This is a genomic window from Agrobacterium sp. ST15.13.013, assembly GCF_027956525.1.
GTDB lineage: Bacteria > Pseudomonadota > Alphaproteobacteria > Rhizobiales > Rhizobiaceae > Agrobacterium > Agrobacterium salinitolerans.
In genome coordinates, this window is record NZ_JAQKGP010000005.1 from 50,427 (window position 1) to 72,060 (window position 21,634).

At 59.2% G+C, this 21,634-nt stretch carries 24 protein-coding genes; 14 read left to right on the forward strand and 10 right to left on the reverse strand.

Annotated elements, in window-relative coordinates; genetic code table 11:
* Positions 1-76: 76 nt before the first annotated feature.
* The 12 genes from PL597_RS07120 (at position 77) to PL597_RS07175 (ending at position 8,435) form a co-directional block, all read left to right on the forward strand.
* On the forward strand, positions 77-787 hold the full coding sequence (locus tag PL597_RS07120) for a TetR/AcrR family transcriptional regulator (RefSeq protein WP_137412069.1): 711 nt from the start codon (positions 77-79) through the stop codon (positions 785-787).
* A gap of 246 nt (positions 788-1,033) precedes the next feature.
* Positions 1,034-2,176 carry a Gfo/Idh/MocA family protein gene (locus PL597_RS07125; protein ID WP_065116516.1) on the forward strand — a complete coding sequence of 381 codons (1,143 nt, stop codon included), beginning with the start codon at positions 1,034-1,036 and terminating at the stop codon, positions 2,174-2,176.
* A gap of 10 nt (positions 2,177-2,186) precedes the next feature.
* Positions 2,187-3,350 (forward strand): dihydrodipicolinate synthase family protein, encoded by a 1,164-nt coding sequence (locus tag PL597_RS07130; RefSeq protein WP_271364846.1) that lies wholly within the window; start codon positions 2,187-2,189, stop codon positions 3,348-3,350.
* Positions 3,351-3,374: 24 nt separating this feature from the next.
* Positions 3,375-4,196, forward strand: a complete 822-nt coding sequence (locus PL597_RS07135; RefSeq protein WP_269824068.1) for a sugar phosphate isomerase/epimerase family protein — start codon at positions 3,375-3,377, stop codon at positions 4,194-4,196.
* Between the two features lie 19 nt (positions 4,197-4,215).
* Entirely contained in the window at positions 4,216-5,451 is a 1,236-nt protein-coding gene (locus PL597_RS07140; RefSeq protein ID WP_149147498.1) for a Gfo/Idh/MocA family protein, read from the forward strand.
* A 336-nt stretch (positions 5,452-5,787) separates the two neighbouring features.
* On the forward strand, positions 5,788-5,958 hold the full coding sequence (locus tag PL597_RS07145) for a hypothetical protein (RefSeq protein WP_162854306.1): 171 nt from the start codon (positions 5,788-5,790) through the stop codon (positions 5,956-5,958).
* Positions 5,959-6,239: 281 nt separating this feature from the next.
* Positions 6,240-6,449: a cold-shock protein gene (locus PL597_RS07150; protein WP_003508146.1), complete on the forward strand. Its 210-nt coding sequence runs from the start codon at positions 6,240-6,242 to the stop codon at positions 6,447-6,449.
* A gap of 109 nt (positions 6,450-6,558) precedes the next feature.
* Positions 6,559-6,849 (forward strand): cold-shock protein, encoded by a 291-nt coding sequence (locus tag PL597_RS07155; protein WP_271364847.1) that lies wholly within the window; start codon positions 6,559-6,561, stop codon positions 6,847-6,849.
* A 27-nt stretch (positions 6,850-6,876) separates the two neighbouring features.
* Positions 6,877-7,113 carry a 30S ribosomal protein S21 gene (gene rpsU / locus PL597_RS07160; protein WP_271364848.1) on the forward strand — a complete coding sequence of 79 codons (237 nt, stop codon included), beginning with the start codon at positions 6,877-6,879 and terminating at the stop codon, positions 7,111-7,113.
* Positions 7,114-7,151: 38 nt separating this feature from the next.
* The gene (locus PL597_RS07165) at positions 7,152-7,367 is read left to right on the forward strand and encodes a hypothetical protein (protein WP_077984196.1); all 216 of its coding nucleotides are present in this window, start codon (positions 7,152-7,154) and stop codon (positions 7,365-7,367) included.
* A gap of 96 nt (positions 7,368-7,463) precedes the next feature.
* Positions 7,464-7,601: a hypothetical protein gene (locus PL597_RS07170; RefSeq protein ID WP_162854307.1), complete on the forward strand. Its 138-nt coding sequence runs from the start codon at positions 7,464-7,466 to the stop codon at positions 7,599-7,601.
* Positions 7,602-8,147: 546 nt separating this feature from the next.
* Positions 8,148-8,435, forward strand: a complete 288-nt coding sequence (locus PL597_RS07175; protein ID WP_269826807.1) for a hypothetical protein — start codon at positions 8,148-8,150, stop codon at positions 8,433-8,435.
* Positions 8,436-8,802: 367 nt separating this feature from the next.
* Here the strand turns inward: PL597_RS07175 and PL597_RS07180 are convergent, their stop codons facing one another.
* Complete coding sequence (locus PL597_RS07180) at positions 8,803-9,900, reverse strand: acyltransferase family protein (RefSeq protein WP_271364849.1); 1,098 nt, start codon at positions 9,898-9,900, stop codon at positions 8,803-8,805.
* Between the two features lie 311 nt (positions 9,901-10,211).
* Between PL597_RS07180 and PL597_RS07185 the strand changes: the two genes are divergently transcribed.
* Positions 10,212-10,448 (forward strand): acyl carrier protein, encoded by a 237-nt coding sequence (locus PL597_RS07185; RefSeq protein WP_026372446.1) that lies wholly within the window; start codon positions 10,212-10,214, stop codon positions 10,446-10,448.
* A gap of 13 nt (positions 10,449-10,461) precedes the next feature.
* Here PL597_RS07185 and PL597_RS07190 read toward each other — a convergent pair whose 3' ends face one another.
* The 6 genes from PL597_RS07190 to PL597_RS07215 form a co-directional block, all read right to left on the reverse strand.
* Complete coding sequence (locus PL597_RS07190) at positions 10,462-11,598, reverse strand: glycoside hydrolase family 88/105 protein (protein WP_142913955.1); 1,137 nt, start codon at positions 11,596-11,598, stop codon at positions 10,462-10,464.
* 8 nt (positions 11,599-11,606) lie between these two features.
* Positions 11,607-13,160 (reverse strand): polygalacturonase PglA, encoded by a 1,554-nt coding sequence (pglA, locus tag PL597_RS07195; protein WP_271364850.1) that lies wholly within the window; start codon positions 13,158-13,160, stop codon positions 11,607-11,609.
* A gap of 110 nt (positions 13,161-13,270) precedes the next feature.
* Positions 13,271-14,539, reverse strand: coding sequence for an ABC transporter substrate-binding protein (locus PL597_RS07200; RefSeq protein WP_271364851.1), 1,269 nt, complete (start codon positions 14,537-14,539; stop codon positions 13,271-13,273).
* Between the two features lie 43 nt (positions 14,540-14,582).
* Positions 14,583-15,683, reverse strand: a complete 1,101-nt coding sequence (locus PL597_RS07205; RefSeq protein WP_271364852.1) for an ABC transporter ATP-binding protein — start codon at positions 15,681-15,683, stop codon at positions 14,583-14,585.
* A 2-nt stretch (positions 15,684-15,685) separates the two neighbouring features.
* The gene (locus PL597_RS07210; protein ID WP_077984209.1) at positions 15,686-16,570 is read right to left on the reverse strand and encodes a carbohydrate ABC transporter permease; all 885 of its coding nucleotides are present in this window, start codon (positions 16,568-16,570) and stop codon (positions 15,686-15,688) included.
* Positions 16,571-16,574: 4 nt separating this feature from the next.
* Positions 16,575-17,456, reverse strand: a complete 882-nt coding sequence (locus PL597_RS07215) for a carbohydrate ABC transporter permease (RefSeq protein ID WP_077984210.1) — start codon at positions 17,454-17,456, stop codon at positions 16,575-16,577.
* Between the two features lie 212 nt (positions 17,457-17,668).
* Between PL597_RS07215 and PL597_RS07220 the strand changes: the two genes are divergently transcribed.
* Positions 17,669-18,595, forward strand: coding sequence for a helix-turn-helix domain-containing protein (locus tag PL597_RS07220; RefSeq protein ID WP_077984211.1), 927 nt, complete (start codon positions 17,669-17,671; stop codon positions 18,593-18,595).
* Between the two features lie 41 nt (positions 18,596-18,636).
* Here PL597_RS07220 and PL597_RS07225 read toward each other — a convergent pair whose 3' ends face one another.
* From PL597_RS07225 to kdgD, 3 genes are read right to left on the reverse strand one after another with little or no spacing between them, the layout of a single operon-like run.
* Positions 18,637-19,515 (reverse strand): amidohydrolase family protein, encoded by an 879-nt coding sequence (locus PL597_RS07225; RefSeq protein ID WP_271364853.1) that lies wholly within the window; start codon positions 19,513-19,515, stop codon positions 18,637-18,639.
* Complete coding sequence (locus PL597_RS07230) at positions 19,512-20,648, reverse strand: D-galactarolactone cycloisomerase (RefSeq protein ID WP_271364854.1); 1,137 nt, start codon at positions 20,646-20,648, stop codon at positions 19,512-19,514. Before PL597_RS07230 ends, PL597_RS07225 begins: the two co-directional genes overlap by 4 nt.
* Before the next feature lie 24 nt (positions 20,649-20,672).
* Positions 20,673-21,584: a 5-dehydro-4-deoxyglucarate dehydratase gene (gene kdgD, locus PL597_RS07235; RefSeq protein ID WP_077984359.1), complete on the reverse strand. Its 912-nt coding sequence runs from the start codon at positions 21,582-21,584 to the stop codon at positions 20,673-20,675.
* Positions 21,585-21,634: the final 50 nt, after the last annotated feature.

Sequence of the window (21,634 nt, forward strand, 5' to 3'; positions counted from 1 at the left end):
AAACGACGCTTGCCGTTTTATAACTAATTGGTTACATGGGAACACTGATCGCAAACATTGTCAAGCGGGTGCTGAAATGGAAAAAACGACAACAAACCAGCCGTCCGATCCGGCCCCCGATGCCGCCATGGAGAAAACGCCGTCGCCCAAGCGCAAACGCGCGACGGCACAGGTGCGAAACCCGGAAAGGACCCGCGCCGCCATTCTTGAAGCCGCCCGCCGTGAGGTGGCCGCCAAGGGGCTGGCGGGTGCTCGGATAGATGTCGTCGCCCGGCGCGCCGGCACCAACAAGCGGATGATCTACCATTATTTCGGCGACAAGGATGCGCTTTATCTCGCCGTTCTCGAAGACGCTTACCGCCATATCCGCCACACCGAGAGACGGCTTGACCTGGCCCGAAAGGCCCCGTCGGAGGGCCTGCGGGAACTTGCGCTTTTTACCTGGCACTACTTCCTCGACCACCCCGAATTCCTGAGCATCCTCGCCACGGAAAACCTCAATAAAGCCCGCTATCTCAGGCAATCCCCGACGATTACGGCGATGCATTCGAATTTCATTTCAGAGCTGGAAGACGTGCTGCGACGGGGCAGCGACGCCGGCGAATTCCGTGACGGTCTCGATCCGATCGACGTCTATCTGACCATTGCTTCGCTCGGCGCCTTTTATCTTTCGAACCGGTTCACGCTGTCGACCATCTTCCAGCGCGACCTGACCGACCCTGCCGAACTGGAACGCTGGGGCCAGCATATCGTCGATACCCTGCTTGCTGCAGTGCGGCCGGCCTGAACCGGCCGAACCGATTTTCTCTTTAACAACAGCGACGACGCGCCATTCGCATCCGCGAAGCGCGCCGTTTTCTTTTTGCGACGCGGTGGAGACCCGTAAGTTCAGCGATCCTCACCTCATGAATTTTTCCTGTCAAAAACACCTTGACAGATCGCACCTTTCACGAACACAAATAACCAAATGGTTACAAATTGCCATGTTTGACGGAAGCGGCTTTCGGGAAAAGGCCGCCTTGGGAGGAAATTCATGAAACGTATCGGCGTCATCATGCACGGCATCACCGGCCGCATGGGTTACAACCAGCATCTCGTGCGCTCCGTTCTCGCCATTCGCGATCAGGGCGGCGTGCTGTTGAAGAACGGCGAAAGGGTCATGCTCGACCCCATTCTGGTCGGGCGAAACGGCGCGAAGATTGAGGAAATCGCGAAAAAACATAATGTCGCCCGCTGGACCACCGATATCGATGCGGCGCTTGCAAACCCTGATGACACGCTGTTCTTCGATGCCGGCACGACGCAGATGCGCGGCAGCCTCCTGGAGAAAGCCATCAAGGCCGGCAAGAACGTCTATTGCGAAAAGCCGATTTCCGACACGATGGAAGAGGCGCTGGCCATTGCACGGCTGGCCGAAAGCGCCGGCATCAAACACGGCGTGGTGCAGGACAAGCTGTTCCTGCCGGGCTTGCGCAAGCTCGCCATGCTGCGCGACAGCGGCTTTTTCGGAAAAATCCTCTCGGTGCGCGGCGAGTTCGGTTACTGGGTTTTTGAAGGCGACTGGCAACCGGCGCAGCGCCCCTCCTGGAATTACCGTCTGAAGGATGGCGGCGGCATCATTCTCGATATGCTGTGCCACTGGCGTTATGTGCTCGACAATCTGTTCGGACCGGTAAAATCGGTAAGCTGCCTCGGCGCGACCCATATTCCGGAACGTTTTGACGAACAGGGCAAAGCCTATAAGGCGGATGCGGATGACGCGGCCTATGCCACTTTCGAACTTGAAGGCGGCGCCATTGCCCATATCAACTCCTCATGGGCGGTGCGGGTGCGTCGCGACGACCTCGTGACCTTCCAGGTCGATGGCACGCATGGCTCGGCGGTGGCGGGCCTGACCAAATGTTTTACCCAGCACCGCACCAACACACCTAAGCCGGTTTGGAACCCCGACCAGCCGCAGACCATCGATTTCTACAAGACCTGGCAGGAAGTGCCGGACAATGTCGTCTACGATAACGGCTTCAAGGCGCAATGGGAAATGTTCGTGCGCCACCTCGTCGACAACGACCCGTGGCCCTATGGGCTGATGGAAGGCGTGAAGGGCGTGCAGCTTGCCGAACTGGGTCTGAGATCGTGGAAGGAACGCCGCTGGCTCGACGTTCCCGCCATTTCCTAAGGAGGCAGACGTGAGTGAACTCAAGCTTCCGAAGGACGACCGCAGCATCGAGGTCTACCGGCTATCAGGCACGCCGGTCGCCGTTGAGAAACGAAGTGCCGCGGATTTCAACCGCGTCGCCTTCGCCGCCGCCCATGTGGTGGCCGATCCCTTTGCCGATAACGACCCATGGCTTAACCCCGCCATCGACTGGGACGCCACCTTACGTTTTCGTCACCGCCTGTGGGACCTCGGCCTCGGCGTCGCCGAGGCGATGGATACGGCGCAGCGCGGCATGGGACTGGCATGGCCGCAGGCGCAGGAACTGATCTCCCGTTCGCTGAAGGAAGCAGCCAGCCGCAAAGATGCTCTGATTGCCTGCGGCGTCGGCACCGACCATCTGAATGGCGGCGGTTACGACCTGAACCAGATTATCGACTCTTATCTCGAACAGCTTGATTTTGTTCAGGGAGAAGGCGGGCGCGTGATCTTGATGGCGAGCCGCGCATTGGCCGCTGCTGCCCGTTCGCCGGACGATTATCTGAAGGCCTATGCCAGGGTGCTTTCCCACGCCGAGCAGAAAGTGGTGATCCACTGGCTGGGTGAAATGTTCGATCCAGCGCTTGAGGGTTACTGGGGTTCCAGTAACCACATGCAGGCCATGGAAATCTGCCTTGCCATGATCGAGGAGAATGCTGACAGGATCGACGGCATCAAGATTTCGCTTCTCTCCAAGGAAAAGGAAATCGTCATGCGCCGCCGTCTGCCGGCAGGCGTGCGCATGTATACCGGCGACGATTTCAACTACGCCGAACTGATCGCCGGTGATGAGAACGGCCATTCGGACGCGCTGCTCGGTATTTTCGACGCCATCGCGCCGGCGGCTTCGAAAGCGCTGGCCTGCCTGAAGCACGGGGCGGACAATGAATTCTTCGATATTCTGGAGCCGACGGTGGCGCTCTCGCGCCACATCTTCAAGGCTCCCACCCGCTTCTACAAAACCGGTGTGGTGTTCCTCGCCTATCTCAACGGGTTGCAGGATCATTTCACTATGATCGGCGGGCAGGAAAGCACCCGCTCCACGCAGCATTTCGCCGAGCTTTTCCGACTGGCGGACAAGGCCAATGTGCTGACCGAGCCTGATCTGGCCACGCACCGCATGAAGGCGTTTCTGGCCGTCCGCGGCATCGGGTGAAGCAAAACGAGGGGAGATACCGAGATGAGCCTTGAAGGCCTTTCCATCAATTTCGCCACCGTGCGTCAGGGCGGAGATTTTGGCGCAATCGTCGATGCTTGCCTCGCCCATGGCATCACCGCCATTTCGCCCTGGCGCGAACAGGTACACGGCGTCGGTCTTACTGAAGCCGCACGCATCGTTGAGCAGAATGGGCTGCGCCTCAGCGGCCATTGCCGTGGCGGCTTTTTCCCTGCTCCTACCGAGGAAGGCCGTCGGCTCGCCATTGAGGACAATAAACGCGCCGTCGATGAGGCCGCCGCCATGAAAGCTGACTGCCTCGTGCTTGTCGTGGGCGGGCTGCCCGCCGGCTCGCGTGATTTAAAGGGTGCGCGGCAGATGGTGGAGGACGGCATGGCCGAGCTTCTGCCCTATGCCCGCGCCGCCGGCGTGCCGCTGGCCATCGAACCGCTCCACCCTTTTTATGCCGCCGACCGCGCCTGCTTCAACACGCTGAAACAGTCGCTCGATCTCTGCGACCGGCTGGGCGCCGGCACCGGTGTGGCCATCGACGTCTACCATGTCTGGTGGGACCCGGAACTGGAGGAGCAAGTGGCGCGTGCGGGCAGGAACGGGCAAATTCTCGCCCACCATATCTGCGACTGGCTGGTGCCGACCACGGATCCGCTCAATGATCGCGGCATGATGGGCGACGGCGTGATTGACCTCAAGGCCTTTCGCGCCATGATCGAGGCCGCCGGCTTCCACGGCCCGCAGGAAGTTGAGATTTTCTCGCATCGCTGGCAGGCACGCCCGATGGATGAGGTCCTCGCCACCGTGGTTGAGCGCTTCAAGACTGTTTGTTGAGATATCCGGGAGAGAGACGATGCCTGAAAAGGTGAAACGCAAACGTTACGCGCTGGTCGGCACCGGCAATCGCGGTACCACCATGTGGGGCCGCGAATTGCTGGCCGGCTGGAGCGACTATGTCGAGCTGGTCGGCATTTGCGACCTGAACCTGATGCGCGCCGAGCGCGCCCGCGCCATGATGGGATCGAACGCGCCGCTTTACGACGACTTCGACCGGATGATGCTGGAGCAACGCCCGGAACTGGTGATCGTCTGCACACCGGACGACACCCATGACGACATCATCATCCGCGCGCTGGAAGGCGGGGCCGATGTCATCAGCGAAAAGCCCATGACCACCACCCCGGAAAAGATCGACCGCATTCGCGCAGCCGAAGCCAAAAGCGGCCGACGTGTCGATGTGTCCTTCAACTATCGTTTTTCGCCCACGGCCGCTCGCATAAAGGAACTGATCGATGACGGCGCCATCGGCACGGTTACCTCGGTCGATTTCCATTGGTATCTCGATAATCACCACGGCGCGGATTATTTCCGCCGCTGGCATGCCTTCACCGAACATTCCGGCAGCCTGTTCGTGCACAAGGCCACCCACCATTTCGATCTCCTGAACTGGTATCTCGATTCCGATCCCATGGAAGTGAAGGGGTTCGGACAATTGCTGCATTATGGCAAGAACGGTCCGTTCCGGGGAACGCGCTGTCGCACCTGTCCGCACAAAAGCGAGTGCGATTATTTCATGGATCTGGGCGCCGATCCTTTTCTAGATGCGCTATATGAAGATCCTTCGACGGTGGACGGTTATGTGCGCGATGCCTGCGTCTTCCGCGAGGAAATCGACATTCCCGACACCATGAGCGCCTCGATCCGTTATGCCAGCGGCGTGCAGGTTTCCTATTCACTCAATACCTATATGCCGATCGAGGGCCACCATATCGCCTTCAACGGTCATAAGGGGCGCATCGAGATGCGCCAGTATGAAAAGCAGCCCTGGACAGAACCGCCGGCCGATGAAATCCTGCTGGTGAAAAGTTTTGGCGGCGGCGTGGAACGTATCTGGGTGCCGCATGAGCCGGGCGGCCACTATGGCGGCGACAACCGCATGCGCGACATGATCTTCAAGCCTGGCTCCAACGACCGGCTGCGGCAGCGGGCGGGGTCGCGCGCCGGCGCCATGTCCGTTCTGACCGGCGTGGCGGCGCTGAAAAGCGCCCGTGAAGGCGGGACGGCAACGGTGAAATCGTTGCCCGTTTAACCGCTGTCGTCTGCGACCTCATCGGCAGCTGGGCCGCAGACGGCAATCGCCAAAAAAGAACCGACGATATTCCGCAGATTACGCTCTTCTTTCAGGCCGGTAAAATGGCCACCGGGGGAAGAAAGAGTGAGTCATGTCCAGTTTTGAATCCTTCGTTCCGCTAATCATCATCGGCGCCAGCCTCGTTGTGTTCTTCAAATGGGTCGGACGAGATATGAACCGAGAAGAGAAAAAGCCGCGTTCCCGCCGCTGACGGCGGAAAAGCGCGCCCGCGCGGTGTGGAAACGGAACCCGCGCCTTTTCCCTGGCGTTTTCCTGCTAAAAGGAGGACGCGACATGACGAAGAAAACGAAGCCGAAAACTGTCGACAAAGGGCCTTCCAGCCCGAACGACATTCCCCCGGCCGGCCCGCACGCCAAACCTTCCCTCACTGACTGCGACAAGACGCCGGGCGCAGGCAGTCTGCCGGATGACGATGCGAAAGACGTGTCTCCCGGCGGAGGTTGATGCGCGTGAGACCAAAGGCAGCGCCCGACCGGGCTTAACATTGGGTCATCGGGAAATAACGCCGTAAAACAGACACTTAGCGGATCAAGCGTTGCTCGCCGGCGCTTTTTCCTTCAGGGCCCATTGCAAAATCAAAAATTGCGCCTATATTTTCTTCATCGACCATTGCTTGTGACGTCGTTCTGGAACAGACTGTTCCCCGTCGGATTTCCTCTCAAATAATCGATCTTATCCCGCAAGGTATCGCGGGAACCACAACGATTCTACGAAAGGAAATCGTTATGAACACTGGTACTGTAAAGTGGTTCAACGCCACCAAGGGCTTCGGCTTCATTCAGCCTGACAATGGCGGCACGGACGTTTTCGTTCACATCTCCGCAGTTGAGCGCGCCGGCATGCGTTCGCTGAACGATGGCCAGAAGATCAGCTACGAGATCGTCCAGGACCGTCGGTCCGGCAAGAGCTCGGCTGATAACCTTCAGGCAGCTTGATATTCGTCATCTCCAACTCGCAGACCACGGATGTACTGGCTGCAGGTTAGGATGACTGTGAGAGGTCGGGTCAAAGCCCGGCCTTTTGTTTTTGGGCCATGGAGGTCCTATGCGTAAAAATTCCTACAAGTGCGGCGACACGGTTTTTCTGAAGCCCGGTGTCATCGGCAACAACCAGCCCAAGGGTCCTGCGCGCGTGATGTCCGTGATGCCGGAGGGACACGGCGTCGTTCGTCTCAGGGTGCGCTTCCAGCATGAAAATTTCGAACGCAGTATTGCGATCGACGAAATAGATTTGTCAGCGTCCACCACACCGACGCCACGCGTCAGCGAAAACACTTCGGTGCGCGAAGCGGGATCCAGCTGGGTCAACCTGAGTTCCATTAAAGTCAGAAAGTAGCAGCATGGGCTGCTGAAGGAGAATTTCTTGCAAGTACTCGTCCGCGACAACAATGTAGACCAAGCCCTTCGTGTTCTGAAAAAGAGAATGCAGCGCGAAGGCATCTTCCGCGAAATGCGCGCGCGGGAATCCTATGAGAAGCCCTCGGAAAAGCGTGTCCGCGAACAGGCCGAAGCCGTACGCCGCCATCGCAAGATGGAAAAGAAGAAGATGCAACGCGAAGGCTTGCTGCCGAGCCCAAAGAAGGCCGCCCGCACCCGCTAAGCCCTTTGATACTGCTCTCTTACGTCAAGGAGAATGACATGGCCGCGACTAAAGAAGCTTTCTTCAAGCCCGGCAAACTATCCGCACAGGACAAAGCATCACTGACGGATAACGCCGCAAAACAGATCATAAATACCGAGGCCGACCAGCGCGCCCGCAAAACAGAGCGCCTTCGCCAGCTTCGTGAGGCACAGGAAGCGTCATTTATCGCTGACGCGCCTGCATCCGCAAAGAAACGATCCGGCAAGAAATAGCCGGACGGGATTTCCAGAACCGCCCCGTCAAACGGGTCTTGAGGGAATGATTAATACCCGCTCGAGACCTCATGAATTCAGCAGGAGGAGGACACCATGGCCAAGGGTCAATTGCGCAGCAACAAGGAAATCCGCAAACCTAAAAAAGACAAGACGAAAACACCTGCAGCAGCCCCCCCAGGCTCGCAGGTCAAGTTTGCCAATGCAACCACCGGGGATGGCAAGAAGACATGACGCCCCCTGTGGCTGGGAAATCAGGACGAATAAATGCATCGCCATGAATGCAGGTCTTGATTTGGCCACATTGCCAAACTAAAAGTCTTCCATAGCAACTGCTGGTGAGCGCGAATGAAATCGACGTTCGCAGTTGCTCCAGTCGCTTTTAGACTTTTGACCACGGATGTACTGGCACTGGTGTTGAGAGCGATATGAGGAAGGTCGGTGCAATATTGCCCCGGCCTTTTTTGTTGCCTGCGGCAGCGGCTATATCTCCCACCGTGTTTAGCGGAATTAACTTGCCTATTCCCCTTAAACGGCGCAGGCTCCGTGATAGTTAACTAAGCGGCGTTGCCACCGTCTGGTCTGTTGCGCCCTCAGCCCTGTCCCGCTTGTTGCCGGCGGTAACGATCCGCAATTCACGCGACATGGATGACAGCACGCGCCGGAAACGGTTTATCTGACGCGTCCGCATTTCGAAACGTTGAAGCGTCCCAGCGCCATCTCTGGACGGCAGCGCGACGCTCCGGTTTTTTTCTAACTCCCGCAGGAAAGGACGACCTCATGTCTTCCGCACACGAAAATTGCATCATCACATCGCAGGACCTGAAAATGCTTCAGTCAGTCCTGGAAGGTCTCGGTTACGATAGCCACACCATGGATGACGAAGTCATTCTCTACAACAATGCCGCCCGCAAGGTGATCCAGCTCTTTCAGGATGGCTTGACCGACCCTGCCGATATTTCGAAGGAAATGCTGTTCCTGTTCGGCGTTCACAAACATGAGCGCGTCAAACCGTGGAAACCGCTGCCGCGTTACGCCATTCAGGGCCTGCCGCCTCTTTACCAGTGATGGGCATGCCGCCCTCTTCGTGGCGGCCTTCAAAATCACCGATGAAAATAACGGCTTGGCAAAAGTCGTATATCAGGCAACACTGAAATTGAGCATCCCGCGCGCGATCAGGCGCGTCCGGGAGTTTGGGTATCGAATGTGCATCCGGTGCGTTGCGGGGCCATGACAGGTCTGCGCCAGGTTTCGGTTGTTTCCCATACCGGTAAGTTTTGCGTCTGCGTGGAGGTGAGTATGACGTATGACTGGAGCGGCCGCAAAATGCGCCGCATGCGAGCGGCGAAACTGACGATCATCAGCCTCGTCGCAGCTTTTGTGCTGACAGCCCCGATTTTCGCCCATTATTGAGGTTTTCAGCCGCGAGGCAGGGTCATACCGGCTGGCGGATTTCGCTCCGCTCTCTCAACCGGTTCTTCAGCCATTTCTGAACGGGCTGATCGTAATAGACCGTCAGCAACCATGACAGGCATGTCGTGCCGATGAGAAAAACAAGGCCGGCCGGCAAAGCGAAGTTTTCCCGGTGCACCGCGGGGATAAGAAGCTCCGTCCAGGCCAGAAGCGGAATATGCAGCACATAGACCGCATAGGACGCCGTGCCGAGAAACACCGACACCATTGACACCCCGCGCCCTGGAACCGTCTTGCTGGCGATAAACAGCAGGAGCGGCCAGACGACAAGGACAACCGCAAGATCGAAGAACGGCCGAAGCTCGCGCGACATCGGCACGGCCAGAATGAAGCAGACCAGCAGAAGGCAAAGCGCCGCCTGAAAGGGTTTCAACTGCGGCACGCGATTGCGGAAACGGTAAATAAGCACGCCAGCAAAAAACGAGAAGAACACTCGCCCCATGCCGGCATACATTTCATGCCAGCGAAAACCGGCATGCAAACGGCCAAACTCGGCGGCAGCCACCATCAACACAAGGGCGCTGACCGTGAGCACCGCGGCGGTTTGTTTCGGCGTGGCCCGGACACCGAAGCGGGCGTAAAACGCATTCACCACCAGCTCATTGAAAAGCGACCATGCCGGGCTGACGAGAAACAGCGCACCGTTCAGCGTGAGCGTAAAGGGCGCCGGCAGAAAGAGCAGCCCTGTTACCAAGGCGAAAGCAAGCTCGCCCGGATCGATGAGACGGTGCAGATCGTCGATCGGCGTCGGCAGGCCCAGCACGTAGAGACAGATGAAATAGGCCGCCATCAGCGCCAGCGCCAGCACATAAAGCGGGTAGAGACGTGCGAAGCGCGCCTTCATGAAAAAGCCTGGCGTAATCGCCCCTTCGGCCAGCCTCCGGCTATAGGCGTGCGCGAGCACGAAACCGCTGAGCGCAAAGAACAGATCCACGGCGAGATAACTCGAAGCCGTGCTTTTCCCGAAGAGATTTTCGGCATGGCGGTGGACGATGAAAAGGGCGGCCACGCCCCTTACGCCGTCGAGCAAGATGAAGCGTTCCGGGGGCGACTGGACCATGTGTGAGGCTCGGCGTGGCTGAGAGATTTAAGGTTCACAGGCAACGAGCTTTACAGCGTCGCGATTAACCACCGCCAGTCACAAACTGTTTAACGTGGCGAACGTCCCATATTATTTTGAAATACGAACGGGTGATCGACACCCTTTCGTAGCTGCGAAAGGCGTGCTACGTCCGGATGTCATCGATCTTCCGAGCCTTTGACTCTGCGGCCTATCCTTTCGAAACTTCAGTTTGATTTCGCTTGGATATCTTCGGCGCAAATTCAGATGGGCCGGCGTTCGGCGGCAGGCAACTTTCGCGGAGTCTCACCATGTCCACCATTGCAGAACGCATCAGAAAAATCATCGTGGACCAGCTTGGCGCAGACCCCGCCAATGTGGTGGACAATGCCAATTTTGCTGACGATCTCGGCGCGGATTCTCTGGAGACGGTTCAGATCGTCATGGAAATCGAGGAGGAGTTCGGGGTGGAAATCCCAGATTCCGCCGCAAGCACGATCCTGACCGTCGGCGACGCCATCCGTTTCGTCGAAAAAAACAAGGCGTGACCGACGGGGGAATTTACCCCGCAGATGACGCCGCTGAAACAGCCTGCGCCTGCCGCTTGGCCAGAAGCAGGTTTTCAGCATAGGCCATCATCAACGGCCCGACGCCCTTGGCATCATCAGACACCACCGGCTCGGTCAGATAATATTCCGGCGTTCCATCGCGATAATTGCCCTCGAAGCCGCCAAGGCCCGCGACGTGCACGATGCCCGTGAGGCGCGTCACGCCTTCTTCATCGGCTTTCAGCCGCGTTTCCAGAAGCGCCTCAAGCGCGCGGCGACCCGCCGAAAGGGCGGCATTCGCCTCTTCGCCCTGCACGAGCTTAAGCCGCGCCGCGCGCAGCAAAGCATAGGCGAACATGGCCGAGGCGGATGTTTCCTCATAATTGTCCGCAAGGTCCGGATTGTCGACAACCTGCATCCAGAGGCCGGTCTCGGTCTGCCGGGCGATGATACCGGCCAGAAGCGACTGCGTCTTGTTGCGAAGCGCCACCGTCGCATCGTCATCCGGCAGGGTGGCCAGCGCGTCTACCAGCGCCATGGCGAGCCAGCCCACCGCGCGTGCCCATATAGCGGGAGATTTTCCGCTTTGAGGATCGGCCCAGCGCTGGCTGCGGCTCTCGTCATAACCATGGACATAAAGCCCGCCGCTATCCTTCGTCGCCGCGAGCGCTGCTGAAAACTGCCGCAGCGCATCGTCGATCAGTTCCGTCCGGCCCGTCGCCTGCGCATATTCTATCTGGAAAGGAAGCCCCATATATAGCCCGTCCAGCCAGACCTGATGCGGATAACGCTTCTTGTGCCAGTAATTTCCGGATGCGATGCGTGGATGGCTGCGCAGTTGCCCCGCCAGATGTTCCGCCGCAGCGAGGTAACGCGGATCGCCCGTTTCCGCCGCAAGGGGAAAGAGGATACGGCCGGCAAGGATATGGTCGATATTATATTCGTGCGGATCGTAACCGGCGAGCGTGCCGTCTGGCGCTATCTGCGCATCGGCGAGACGATGCAGATGATCGTTCCAGCGCGCCTCCCCGGTCGCCTCGAACAGCTGTTGCAGGCCGCGATAAACGCATCCATCCTCATAACACCAGCTTCCGCCCTTGTAATGTTTATAAAGACTGGAGAATTGATCAAAATATTCAGTGGCTTTCATCTGTTTTCTCAATTGGAATCTGGCACAATGGAAACGGAAGCATCGCTCAACAGGGCAGGATTATCGCAGACTATATGCGCCTGCTCGAAAACAATCGCCTCATGGCGCATGGGACGCACCCCGTCGGCCATGATCGGCGGCGTTGCGATGGCCGAGGCATCGCGCGAGACGATGGTGAGATTGCGGATGGCAACGTTGCGGATGGGCGCTTCGGCAAGGCCCAGAAAAGCGCCGGCCGCATGGGAGAGATTGCGGATCTCGACGTCCTCCACGCTAATGCCGTCGATAAAAGGCGTGCCGCCATCGACCGGCGCCGAGTTTCGCGATTGCACCCAGTCGTCATGTCCATCGGCATCGCAATGATAATGGGCATTGGCGGAAAGCGCGGTCTGCACGCCATCCAGCAGCACCCGGCGCATGGCAATGTTGCTGACGGTGCCGCCGCGCCCGCGCCGCGTCTTGAGGCGCAGGCCGCGATCCGTGCCGACCATCTCGCAATCCTCAACCGCCACGTCATGCACACCGCCGGACATTTCCGAGCCGATCACCAGCCCGCCATGGCCTCGTTCCATCAGGCAATGGCGCACCCGAACGCCCCGCGTTTCCGAAAGATGATCGTTCTCGCCATCAGGACCGCGCTTTCCCGCCTTCACCGCAATGCAATCGTCGCCGACGGAAAAGCGCACGCCTGATATCGTCACGTTGCGGCAGCTTTCCGGGTTGAAACCATCGGTGTTCGGGCTGTCATGGGGCGCGACGATGCTGAGGCCGGCGGCAATCAAGTCTTCGCAGCCCTGCGGATGGATCGTCCAGGAGGCAGCGTTTCGGATCGTGAAACCGAGCAGGTTTGTCTTCCGGCAGGAAACGAGATGCAGGCCGCGCGGCCGGCGCGCGCCATCGCGGGTTTCTTTCGGCCAGCTCCACCAATCGCCTCTGTCGCCAGAACCGTCGAGAACGCCCCTGCCCTCGATGACGAGATTGTCTGCCGCAATCGCATGAACCGGCGCGGCGAAACAGGCGTCCGGCAAGCCTTCCCAGCTTCCGAGCATACGGCCTGCCTCATCGCGGGCAGGCAGGATCGGCCAGCCCCTGCGGGTGGAGGGCGCGCGCAGCACGGCTCCTTCGGCAAGGTGGAAGGTCATATTGCTTTTGAGGCGTACGGGAAATGCCGTCCAGAGACCGCCCCCGAGACGCAACGTGCCGCCGTGCGGCACCGCGGCCACGGCCCTTTCCAGCGCCTGCGCGTTGGCGCGCACACCTTCTTCATCATCGAGCGCAACATTCGACATCAGGGAAAATGCCGCAGCCTCGACAAGCCCGGCGCAGGAGGCGGTTTTGAACGCCAGCGTCGCGAACCCCTCCGCCTCGAAGAGATAACGAGTATCCGGGGAGAGATCATCCAGCAGCGTCACCACGGACGCGGTTTCACCGCGCCGTTCGTCGCCATCCGGCGACGTCAGACGCCATTCCGTTTCGGACGAAAGGAAATATCGGGCGCCGGGCGCAGCAAGGCAAAGCGTAGCCATTCGCGCCGAAGACGCGATGATAAAGGGTTCGTTCATGCTCTCTTCTCGTCTTTTTTGCATAGCCGACCAAACCCTTGGCGGACATGCTTCATATCGTCCGGCGTGCGGATAGAGGGCCCGCCACCGGAGGCGGCGGGCCATTGTCATCAATCGAACTTGGCAAGAACATCGTTGGTCGTATCGATGATCTGCTCGGCGGCCTCTTTCGCCGTCAGCTGGCCATAGGCATATTCCTCAAGCGTATCGATAAAGCCCGATCGGATTTCAGGATGTTCGTTGAAGGGCGAAACCACTGGTCCCGATGCCGCCATGACGATGGCGTTGGCGGCCCGCACTTCCGGCTCGCCCTTGCCCCCCAGACGCGCCGCCGCGGCCTTCGATGCGGGCAAACCGCGCGAGGTGCCGAGCGCATCTATGCCTTCCGGTTCGTTCAGCAGGCAGTTCAGGATTTGTGCAGCCGCTTCCGGGTTCTTCGAGTTTTTCGAGATCGAAAACACCATGGAAGGCTTGCGATAGACACCCTCTGTCACGGCATCGGCACGCTTCAGCATCGGTACCGGTTTCAGAACCTGCCCTTCCTTCAGGGGGTCGGCATATTTCGAATAGGTCGAATCCCATTCATAGGAGCCGGCGATGCGGCCTACCGACCAGGACGGCTTCTCATAGAGATTGACGTTACCGTCGGCCGCTTCCTCTTTCTGGGAGCGGATGGAACCGGTTTCGACCAACTTACCGACGAAGGAGATGCCCTCTGCCAGTTCCTCCGGCGTCCAGGCCACGCGGTTGGTCTTGGGATCGACCAGATCCTTGCCGGTCTTCTGCACGACAGCCAGCGTCACCAGCAGCTGGGCAGTCTCCTTCACGGCATTGAAGGTGTAATAGTCCTTGCCGAGCTTTTCCTTGATGGTCTTGGTTGCCGCAAAGAACTCGTCCCATGTCTTCGGAATTTCAACACCGGCCTTTTCGAAGGTGGTGACGTTGAAGAAGAAGACGCGGCCGGTGGTGGAAACGGAAAGCCCCTGCAACACGCCGTTCATCGAACCGGCGTCCAGATCGCTCTCGGCCCATTGGGAAAGATCGAGCGGCTTCAACTGGCGCAGATCGGCAAAACCCTCGCCGTTCTTGGAAAACAGCGGCAGCCATGGCCAGTTGACCTGAACGATATCTGCTTCCGTCTTGCCGGCCATCTGCGTGGTCAGCTTTTCCAGATAGCCGTCGAAGCCGGTAAATTCACCCTTGACTGTATGGCCATATTTCTCACCGCAGGCGGCAATGGCCTTCTGGGTGGCGACATGGCGGCTTTCGCCGCCCCACCAGGACATTCGCAGTTCCGCAGCGCCGGCGACCGGGGCAGTTGCCATCGCCACATAGGCGGCGCCGGCGAGCATCGCCATCATTCTGGTCATCGTCTTCATTGTTCTTCTCCTCCTCGAAAAATCAGGCACGCCCGTTCCCTCCTCACAGCGAGACGTTGCGGCCATCGACCTTATCGAAAATATGCAGCTTCTCCGGATCCGGTTTGAGCCGCAGGATGTCGTCACGCCCGAGTGCCTCGAATTCGGCCGCACCGACCACACTCACCAGCTTCTGGCCGCCGAGATCGGCATGCAGATAGACCTCGTGGCCCATGAATTCCGCATTGGTGAGCTTCGCCTGCAGCGCCGGGCCATCGGTCGCCTCCGTCAATGACAGATGTTGCGGGCGGATGCCGATGACCGCATCCGCGGGTCTGGCCGATAGCCGCTGCTCCAGATGCGCGCCGATGGGCAGGCGCTGGCCGGCGATGACGAATTCCGCGCCCTCGATTGCCACATCCACCAGGTTCATTTCCGGCGTGCCGATGAAGCCGGCCACAAACAGATTGGCGGGATGGTTATAAAGCTCCTTCGGTGTGGCAACCTGCATGATGCGGCCCGCCTGCATGACGCAGATACGGTCGCCCATGGTCATGGCTTCCGTCTGGTCATGGGTGACGTAAATCACCGTCGAAGACAGGCCTTCCGCCTTCAACTGACGGTGCAGATCGGTAATGCGCACCCGCATGGAGGCGCGAAGCTTTGCATCGAGATTGGAGAGCGGCTCATCGAACAGGAACACGCCGGGCTTCTTGATGAGCGCGCGGCCCAGCGCCACACGCTGCGCCTGCCCGCCGGAAAGCTGTTTAGGCAGACGGTCTAGCAGCGGCTCGATTTCGAGAATGCGCGCGACATTGTCGATTGCCTTTTCGATTTCGGGTTTTGCGACACCGGCGATCTTCAGGCCGAAGGCGAGATTGCCGCGCACCTTCATATGCGGATAAAGCGCATAATTCTGAAACACCATGGCGATGGAGCGCTTGCCGGGCGGCAGGTCGTTGACACGCTGGTCGCCGATCAGGATTTCGCCGCCGGTGATTTCCTCCAACCCCGCCACCATGCGCAGCGTCGTGGATTTGGCGCAGCCGGAAGGGCCGACGAATACCATAAACTCACCATCCTCGACATTGAGATCGATGCCGTGCACCGCCTTGAAACTGCCGCCATAGACTTTTTCGAGATTTTTAAGTTGAACGCTTGCCATTTTCAGCCCTTGACCCCACCAGACGAGATCCCTTCAATGAAATACCGTTGCGCCGCGAAGAACACGATCAGCGCAGGTGCGATCGTCAGCACCGACATCGCCAGGATGCGGTTCCATTCGAAGGCTTCGGTGGTGTCGATGGAGAGTTTGAGCGCAAGGCTCACCGGATATTTGTCGACCGAGGACAGGTAGATCAGCGGCCCGAGAAAATCGTTCATCGTCCACATGAACTGGAACAGGCAGACCGAAATCAGCGCCGGCGCCAGCATCGGCACGACGATGTAAATAAGCGTCTGCAAGCTGTTGGCGCCATCCACCCGGGCGGCCTCTTCCATATCCGATGGCAGCGAGCGCAGGAACTGCACCAGCATGAAGACGAAGAAGGCATCACCAGCGAGCGCGGACGGCACCCAGAGCGGCAGGAAGCTGTCCAGCCAACCGAGATCGCGGAACAGGATATATTGCGGAATGCGGGTGACGACATTCGGCAAAAGCAGGATGGCGATGACCGAGCCGAACAGGATTTTCTTCAGCGGAAAATCGAAGCGGGCAAAGGCATAGGCCGCCATGGTGCAGGAAATCGCCGTGCCGATGACCTTCGGCAGGATGATCAGGAAAGAATTCCAGAAGAACCGGCCGAACGTATAAGGCGTCGAGGTTTCCCAGCCGCGGACATAGCCGTCCAGTGTCGGGTTTTCCGGGATGAAACCGGCACCGGAGAAGATTTCCGAATTGGTCTTGAAGCTCGCGCCCACCAGCCAGATCAGGGGATAAAGCATGACGAGGCCGACCGCGAAGAGAAGCACGTAGCGCACCGAGGTGGAGACGAGCCTCAGCCGCGCCCGGCGGGCCGCCTGCATGTCGTTGAGGATTGCGATATCGGTCATGGCATCAATTCCGCTTGTCGCCGGCGTAATAGACCCACTTCTTCGATGACCAGAAGGCCACGAGGGTCAGCACGGTGATGATGGTGAAGAGCACCCAGGCAATGGCGGAGGCATAACCCATGTTGAACTTCTTGAAGGCCTCGTCATAGATGTAGAGAGGCAACAGGTAAGTGGACTTCAGCGGCCCGCCCTGGGTGATGATGTAAGGTCCGTTGAACTCCTGGAACGCCTGCACCATCTGCATGATGAGGTTGAAGAAGATCACGGGTGTCAAAAGCGGCAGCGTGATGAAGAAGAAGGTTCTCACCTTGCCGGCCCCATCGATGGCGGCCGCTTCATAAATCGACTTGTCAATGGATTGCAGGGCCGCGAGAAAGATCACCATCGCCGAACCGAATTGCCAGCAGCGCAGCAGCGTGATGGTGAAAAGGGCGTTGCCAGGATCGCCGAACCAGTCCACCGGCGACAGGCCGACGGCGGCCAGCGCCATATTGGCAAGCCCCTCGCTCGCGAAGATATAGCGCCACAGCACCGCAATCGCGATCGAACCGCCAAGGATGGACGGCACATAAAAGGCAGTGCGGAAGAAGTTGATGAATTGCAGCTTGTAATTGAGGATCGCAGCAATGAAGAGGGCAAAGGCAAGCTTCAGCGGCACCGTCAGGAACACGTAGAACAGGGTGACGTTCAGCGATTTCATAAACGTGCGGTCGCGGGTGAACAGCCGCTCGTAATTGGCCAACCCCGCCCATGTGGGATCGCTCATCAGATCGTAACGGGTGAAGCTGAGATAGAGCGAGCCGAGGAACGGGATGGCCGTGAAGACCAAAAGCCCGACGATATAAGGCGTCAGATATCCCAGCCCGAGGAAACGCTGAGATTTCATAATGCTCCTCCCCGCGTCCCGACGGAACGCGAATGACAGAATACAATTTCGTACAAGTGATTCTCCCGGAACGGCCGGCGGCGGGCGCGTGATGGCGCAGTTTCTCGCCGCGACCGATCTCCTCCCTCATTGATACGGCGCATAAAAGCAATTTATGCGGTGACAAAACCAAATTTCCGCGCCAAGGTGAATTAACAAAGACGAGGAAAAAGATGGACGAAATCGAAGGTGGCATACTCTCGTCCGTTCCGCCTGCGGCGCTCAACCTCAACCTGACGCGCGCCACGATCAAGATGGAACATTCGCGCACCTGGCAGATCGACAAATCCAACCCGGTCGACGATCTGATCATTTGTCTGGAAGGGTGCGGACACTATCTTATCGATGGCGAGGCGCGGATGCTGGAACCGGGTGACGCGATGCTGATTTTTCGGGGTCAGCGTTTTATCGGCTGGAACGAGCAGGCCGTCACCTATCGCGGGGTGGCGCAGCATTTCACGCTGGATATTTACGGCCGCCACAACCTGATCGCGCAGATGGACCTGAAACCGAAAGTGAAGCTGAGCCGCTGGCCGCTTTTGGAACCGCTGGTGCGCCACTACCGGCAGAGCGCCCCACCCTCCTCCGTCACGCTTGGCCAGCACCATCTTTTCATGGTGCTTCTCATCGCCTTCATCGACGACGCCTTCCTCGGATGGATCGACCGCCCGAGTTTCCAGCCGGAGGGGACGGAAGGCCTCGATCTTGCGGTGATGAAGGCGATCACCATGATCTCGGCCAATCCGCTCGACCCCGATATTGCCGGCAGGGCGACCGAGGCGGCTCCCTATAATCGCGATTATTTCTTGCGGGAATTCCAGAAGCGGGTCGGTCGGACGCCGCGCAAATATCAGGAGTTCAAGCGCATGGAACGCGCCATGCATTTTCTTGAGGCGGGTCTTTCGGTTTCGGCAGCGGCCGCCGAGGTGGGTTACGGCGACCCCTATTATTTTTCACGCATGTTCAAGCGCACGCTCGGCTTAAGTCCGCGCGACCATATGAACCGGATACGCCGCAGCCGGCACGGCAATCTCATGGCCTTTGACGAACACGAACAGCAAAGGCTGCTTGCCGATGAGATGGAAAAGGCCCCGACATAGCGGGGCCTTGTAACGAAGGAGTATGATTATCCGGAATTGACCTATGCCGCCTTGAATGGAGGCAGCTTGAACAGCGCTTCCGGGTTTTCCACCAGCGCCCGATGGCGCGCCGCTTCATCCGGCAGCCAGCCGAGTATGAGTTCCGCAAGGCGGGCATCGTCGGGATAGGCGGCCGTTTCGCGAATGGAATTATGCGGCCAGTTGGTGCCCCACACGATTCGTTCCGGCGCATGGGCGGCGACAACGCGCGAAAAGGCGGCGACGTCCTCATAGGGCCAGTTCTCACGCGAACTTTCGTAAACGCCGGCGAACTTGAACCAGAGATTGCCGCGGTCGATGAGTTTCAAAAGCGCCGCCATTTCCGGGCCATCGGTTTTGATGCCCTCGAAGAACTTGCCGTGATGATCGAACACCCAACGCGAGCGGATGTTCTGAAGGCGCGGCAGATGATCGAGAAGACCATTGCCGTCGAATTGCACCGCCACCATCCAGTCGGCCGCATGCGCGCGCTCGTCCACGGCTTCCAGCTCGGACAGGTTTACCGCACCGCCCGGCAGGTCCATGATGCGCGCCCCGACCGCGCCGCTGGCGGTAAGCTTTTCCATGTCCTTTTCGGTCGTTGTCGCATCGATGATGACCACGGCGCGGGCTGGCTCGCCCATCTCTGCGACGCAGGCGAGCGTGTTGCCATTATCGCGCTGATGGGCGTTGCCCTGGGTGATGATGACCCGGTCGATGCCGAGCCATTGCATGAGGCGACGATAATCCTCCGGTCCAGGCAGAGCGCCCGGCGGCAGACCAGGGCCACCCGGCAAGGCAGGATAGTGGGGCAGATACATGTGCATCTGCGTATCGACCGCGCCTCTCGGAAAGGCAGGATTCGGCGCTGCGCCGCTCAGTTTTCTGACGAGTTCGCTCATGGGTCTGGCATTCTGAATTCGGTCAATGCGTCGCGGTTGATCTCGATGCCGAGACCGGGACCATCGGGAATGGCGACAACGCCGTTCACGGCCTCGAGAGGCTCACGCAGGACGGCCTGGCGGAACGGATTATGGGTGCGGTCAAATTCCATGATCGGCTCAATGGGGTTCGCACGCACCGGATCGGGCGTCATCGCCGCCATGAATTGCAAGGCGGCGGCAATCTGCACACCGGTGCCCCAGACATGCGGCACGATGCGCACGCCGTGCAGCGTGGCGAGCGTCGCGATCTTCTGCGTTTCGGAAAATCCGCCGCAGCCGCAGAGGTCGGGCTGGAGAATATCCACCGCACCAGCGGAAAGCGCCTGCCACATGCCGTAACGCCCGTGCCAGGTCTCACCGCCCGCAACCGGGATCGGCTGGCCCGCCCGCACCCGGGCATAGGCATCGAGCTGTTCCGGGACAACCGGTTCCTCGAACCAGTCGATGCAATATTCAGCGGCACGGTTGCCAAGCGTGATGGCTTCGGTGACGGTATAGCCGTGATTGGCGTCGATCATCAGCCGCATATCCGGCCCGATCGCCTCGCGCACGGCGGCGATGACGCGAAGGTCTTCCTCGATGCCGAAGCCGATCTTGATCTTGCAGGCATGAAAACCCTCTGCCCGCCGCTGCGCCATTTCGGAGGCGTTGTCGGAGACTCGGTCGACGCCATCGCGCTTGAAGCTGCCGGTCGCGTAGGCCTTCACGCTTTCGCGCCAGCGCCCGCCAAGCAACATCGAGATTGAAGTGCCGTAGTGCTTGCCCTTGATATCCCAGAGCGCGATATCGATGCCCGACAATGCCGTGAGGCTGAGGCCGCGCTGGCCCTGATCACGCAGGGCATTATAAAGCACCGCCCAGATCTTTTCGGTCTGGCGCGGATCCTGGCCGATGAGCCAGCCGGAATAGGCCTGAACCACGGCCGCGTTGGGCCTCGCCGGACCGAGGCATTCGCCCCAGCCGACGGTCCCGTCGTCGCATTCGATTTCCACCAGAACATGGGCCCGCCGGTCGAAACGCATGGAGGCGCTTTCGAACGGCGTGTCCAGACGATGTTCAAGCAGATGCATCCGCACCGCTGTGATTTTCATCGCTCCCCTCCCGTCATTCCGTCCTCAGGCCTTGCGCTTGTGCGTGCCGATCAGGGCTTCGAGCATTCCGACTTCCTCATTGGTCAGATCCTTCAGCGGCGCACGCACCGGACCGGCATCGAAGCCCTGCAGGCGCACGCCAGCCTTGATGGCGGAGACGGCGTAACCCTTGGCGCGGTTGCGGATCGCCATGAACGGATAGAAGAATTCCGTCAGGATACGCTCGCAGGTGGCGCGTTCGCCGGCTCGCAGGGCGGCGTAGAACTCATTGGCAAGACCGGGAACGAAGTTGAAGACGGCCGAGGAATAGGTGGTGAAACCAGCGCCGAGATAGGCTTCGGCAAACAGTTCCGCCGTCGGCATGCCACCGAGATACATCAGGCGGTCGCCCATCTTGGCGGTGATCTGGCGAACGAGGCCGATATCCCCGGTGCCGTCCTTGAAACCGACGAGGTTCGGGCATTCGTCGCAGAGACGCGCCAGCGTATCCGCCTGCAGCACGGAATTGTCACGGTTGTAAACCATGACGCCGATGCCGACCGACTGGCACACCTTCTTGATGTGGGCGTAAAGGCCTTCCTGTGGCGCATCGATGAGATAATGCGGCAGAAGCAGGATGCCGTCTGCGCCGACCTTTTCGACCGAGCGGGCAATATCGACGGCGATCTCGGTGCCGTAACCGCAACCGGAAACGATGGCGGTTTCACCGGCCACATCCTTGGCGGCGGAAACGATAGTCGGAATTTCATCCGGTTTCAGCGAGAAGAACTCGCCCGTACCGCCGGCGGCAAACAGCACCGGCGCCTTGTAACCGGCGAGCCACTCCACATGCGCCCTGTAGCTATCGGCGGCAAAACGACCCTCGGCATCGAAATGGGTGACCGGGAAGGACAACAGACCGGAGCCGAGCGCCGTCTTGATTTGTTCGGGGTTCATCATCGAAATTCCTCTGCAAGTTCACTGACTGAACGTCACCTAAGCTGCTC

Bases quoted from the DNA above. Each gene is read 5' to 3' on its own strand.
- PL597_RS07120 (WP_137412069.1), top strand. From the start codon at position 77: ATGGAAAAAACGACAACAAACCAGCCGTCCGATCCGGCCCCCGATGCC.
- PL597_RS07125 (WP_065116516.1), top strand. From the start codon at position 1,034: ATGAAACGTATCGGCGTCATCATGCACGGCATCACCGGCCGCATGGGT.
- PL597_RS07135 (WP_269824068.1), top strand. From the start codon at position 3,375: ATGAGCCTTGAAGGCCTTTCCATCAATTTCGCCACCGTGCGTCAGGGC.
- PL597_RS07140 (WP_149147498.1), top strand. From the start codon at position 4,216: ATGCCTGAAAAGGTGAAACGCAAACGTTACGCGCTGGTCGGCACCGGC.
- PL597_RS07145 (WP_162854306.1), top strand. From the start codon at position 5,788: ATGACGAAGAAAACGAAGCCGAAAACTGTCGACAAAGGGCCTTCCAGC.
- PL597_RS07150 (WP_003508146.1), top strand. From the start codon at position 6,240: ATGAACACTGGTACTGTAAAGTGGTTCAACGCCACCAAGGGCTTCGGC.
- PL597_RS07155 (WP_271364847.1), top strand. From the start codon at position 6,559: ATGCGTAAAAATTCCTACAAGTGCGGCGACACGGTTTTTCTGAAGCCC.
- PL597_RS07165 (WP_077984196.1), top strand. From the start codon at position 7,152: ATGGCCGCGACTAAAGAAGCTTTCTTCAAGCCCGGCAAACTATCCGCA.
- PL597_RS07170 (WP_162854307.1), top strand. From the start codon at position 7,464: ATGGCCAAGGGTCAATTGCGCAGCAACAAGGAAATCCGCAAACCTAAA.
- PL597_RS07175 (WP_269826807.1), top strand. From the start codon at position 8,148: ATGTCTTCCGCACACGAAAATTGCATCATCACATCGCAGGACCTGAAA.
- PL597_RS07180 (WP_271364849.1), bottom strand. From the start codon at position 9,900: ATGGTCCAGTCGCCCCCGGAACGCTTCATCTTGCTCGACGGCGTAAGG.
- PL597_RS07185 (WP_026372446.1), top strand. From the start codon at position 10,212: ATGTCCACCATTGCAGAACGCATCAGAAAAATCATCGTGGACCAGCTT.
- PL597_RS07190 (WP_142913955.1), bottom strand. From the start codon at position 11,598: ATGAAAGCCACTGAATATTTTGATCAATTCTCCAGTCTTTATAAACAT.
- pglA (WP_271364850.1), bottom strand. From the start codon at position 13,160: ATGAACGAACCCTTTATCATCGCGTCTTCGGCGCGAATGGCTACGCTT.
- PL597_RS07200 (WP_271364851.1), bottom strand. From the start codon at position 14,539: ATGAAGACGATGACCAGAATGATGGCGATGCTCGCCGGCGCCGCCTAT.
- PL597_RS07205 (WP_271364852.1), bottom strand. From the start codon at position 15,683: ATGGCAAGCGTTCAACTTAAAAATCTCGAAAAAGTCTATGGCGGCAGT.
- PL597_RS07210 (WP_077984209.1), bottom strand. From the start codon at position 16,570: ATGACCGATATCGCAATCCTCAACGACATGCAGGCGGCCCGCCGGGCG.
- PL597_RS07215 (WP_077984210.1), bottom strand. From the start codon at position 17,456: ATGAAATCTCAGCGTTTCCTCGGGCTGGGATATCTGACGCCTTATATC.
- PL597_RS07220 (WP_077984211.1), top strand. From the start codon at position 17,669: ATGGACGAAATCGAAGGTGGCATACTCTCGTCCGTTCCGCCTGCGGCG.
- PL597_RS07225 (WP_271364853.1), bottom strand. From the start codon at position 19,515: ATGAGCGAACTCGTCAGAAAACTGAGCGGCGCAGCGCCGAATCCTGCC.
- PL597_RS07230 (WP_271364854.1), bottom strand. From the start codon at position 20,648: ATGAAAATCACAGCGGTGCGGATGCATCTGCTTGAACATCGTCTGGAC.
- kdgD (WP_077984359.1), bottom strand. From the start codon at position 21,584: ATGAACCCCGAACAAATCAAGACGGCGCTCGGCTCCGGTCTGTTGTCC.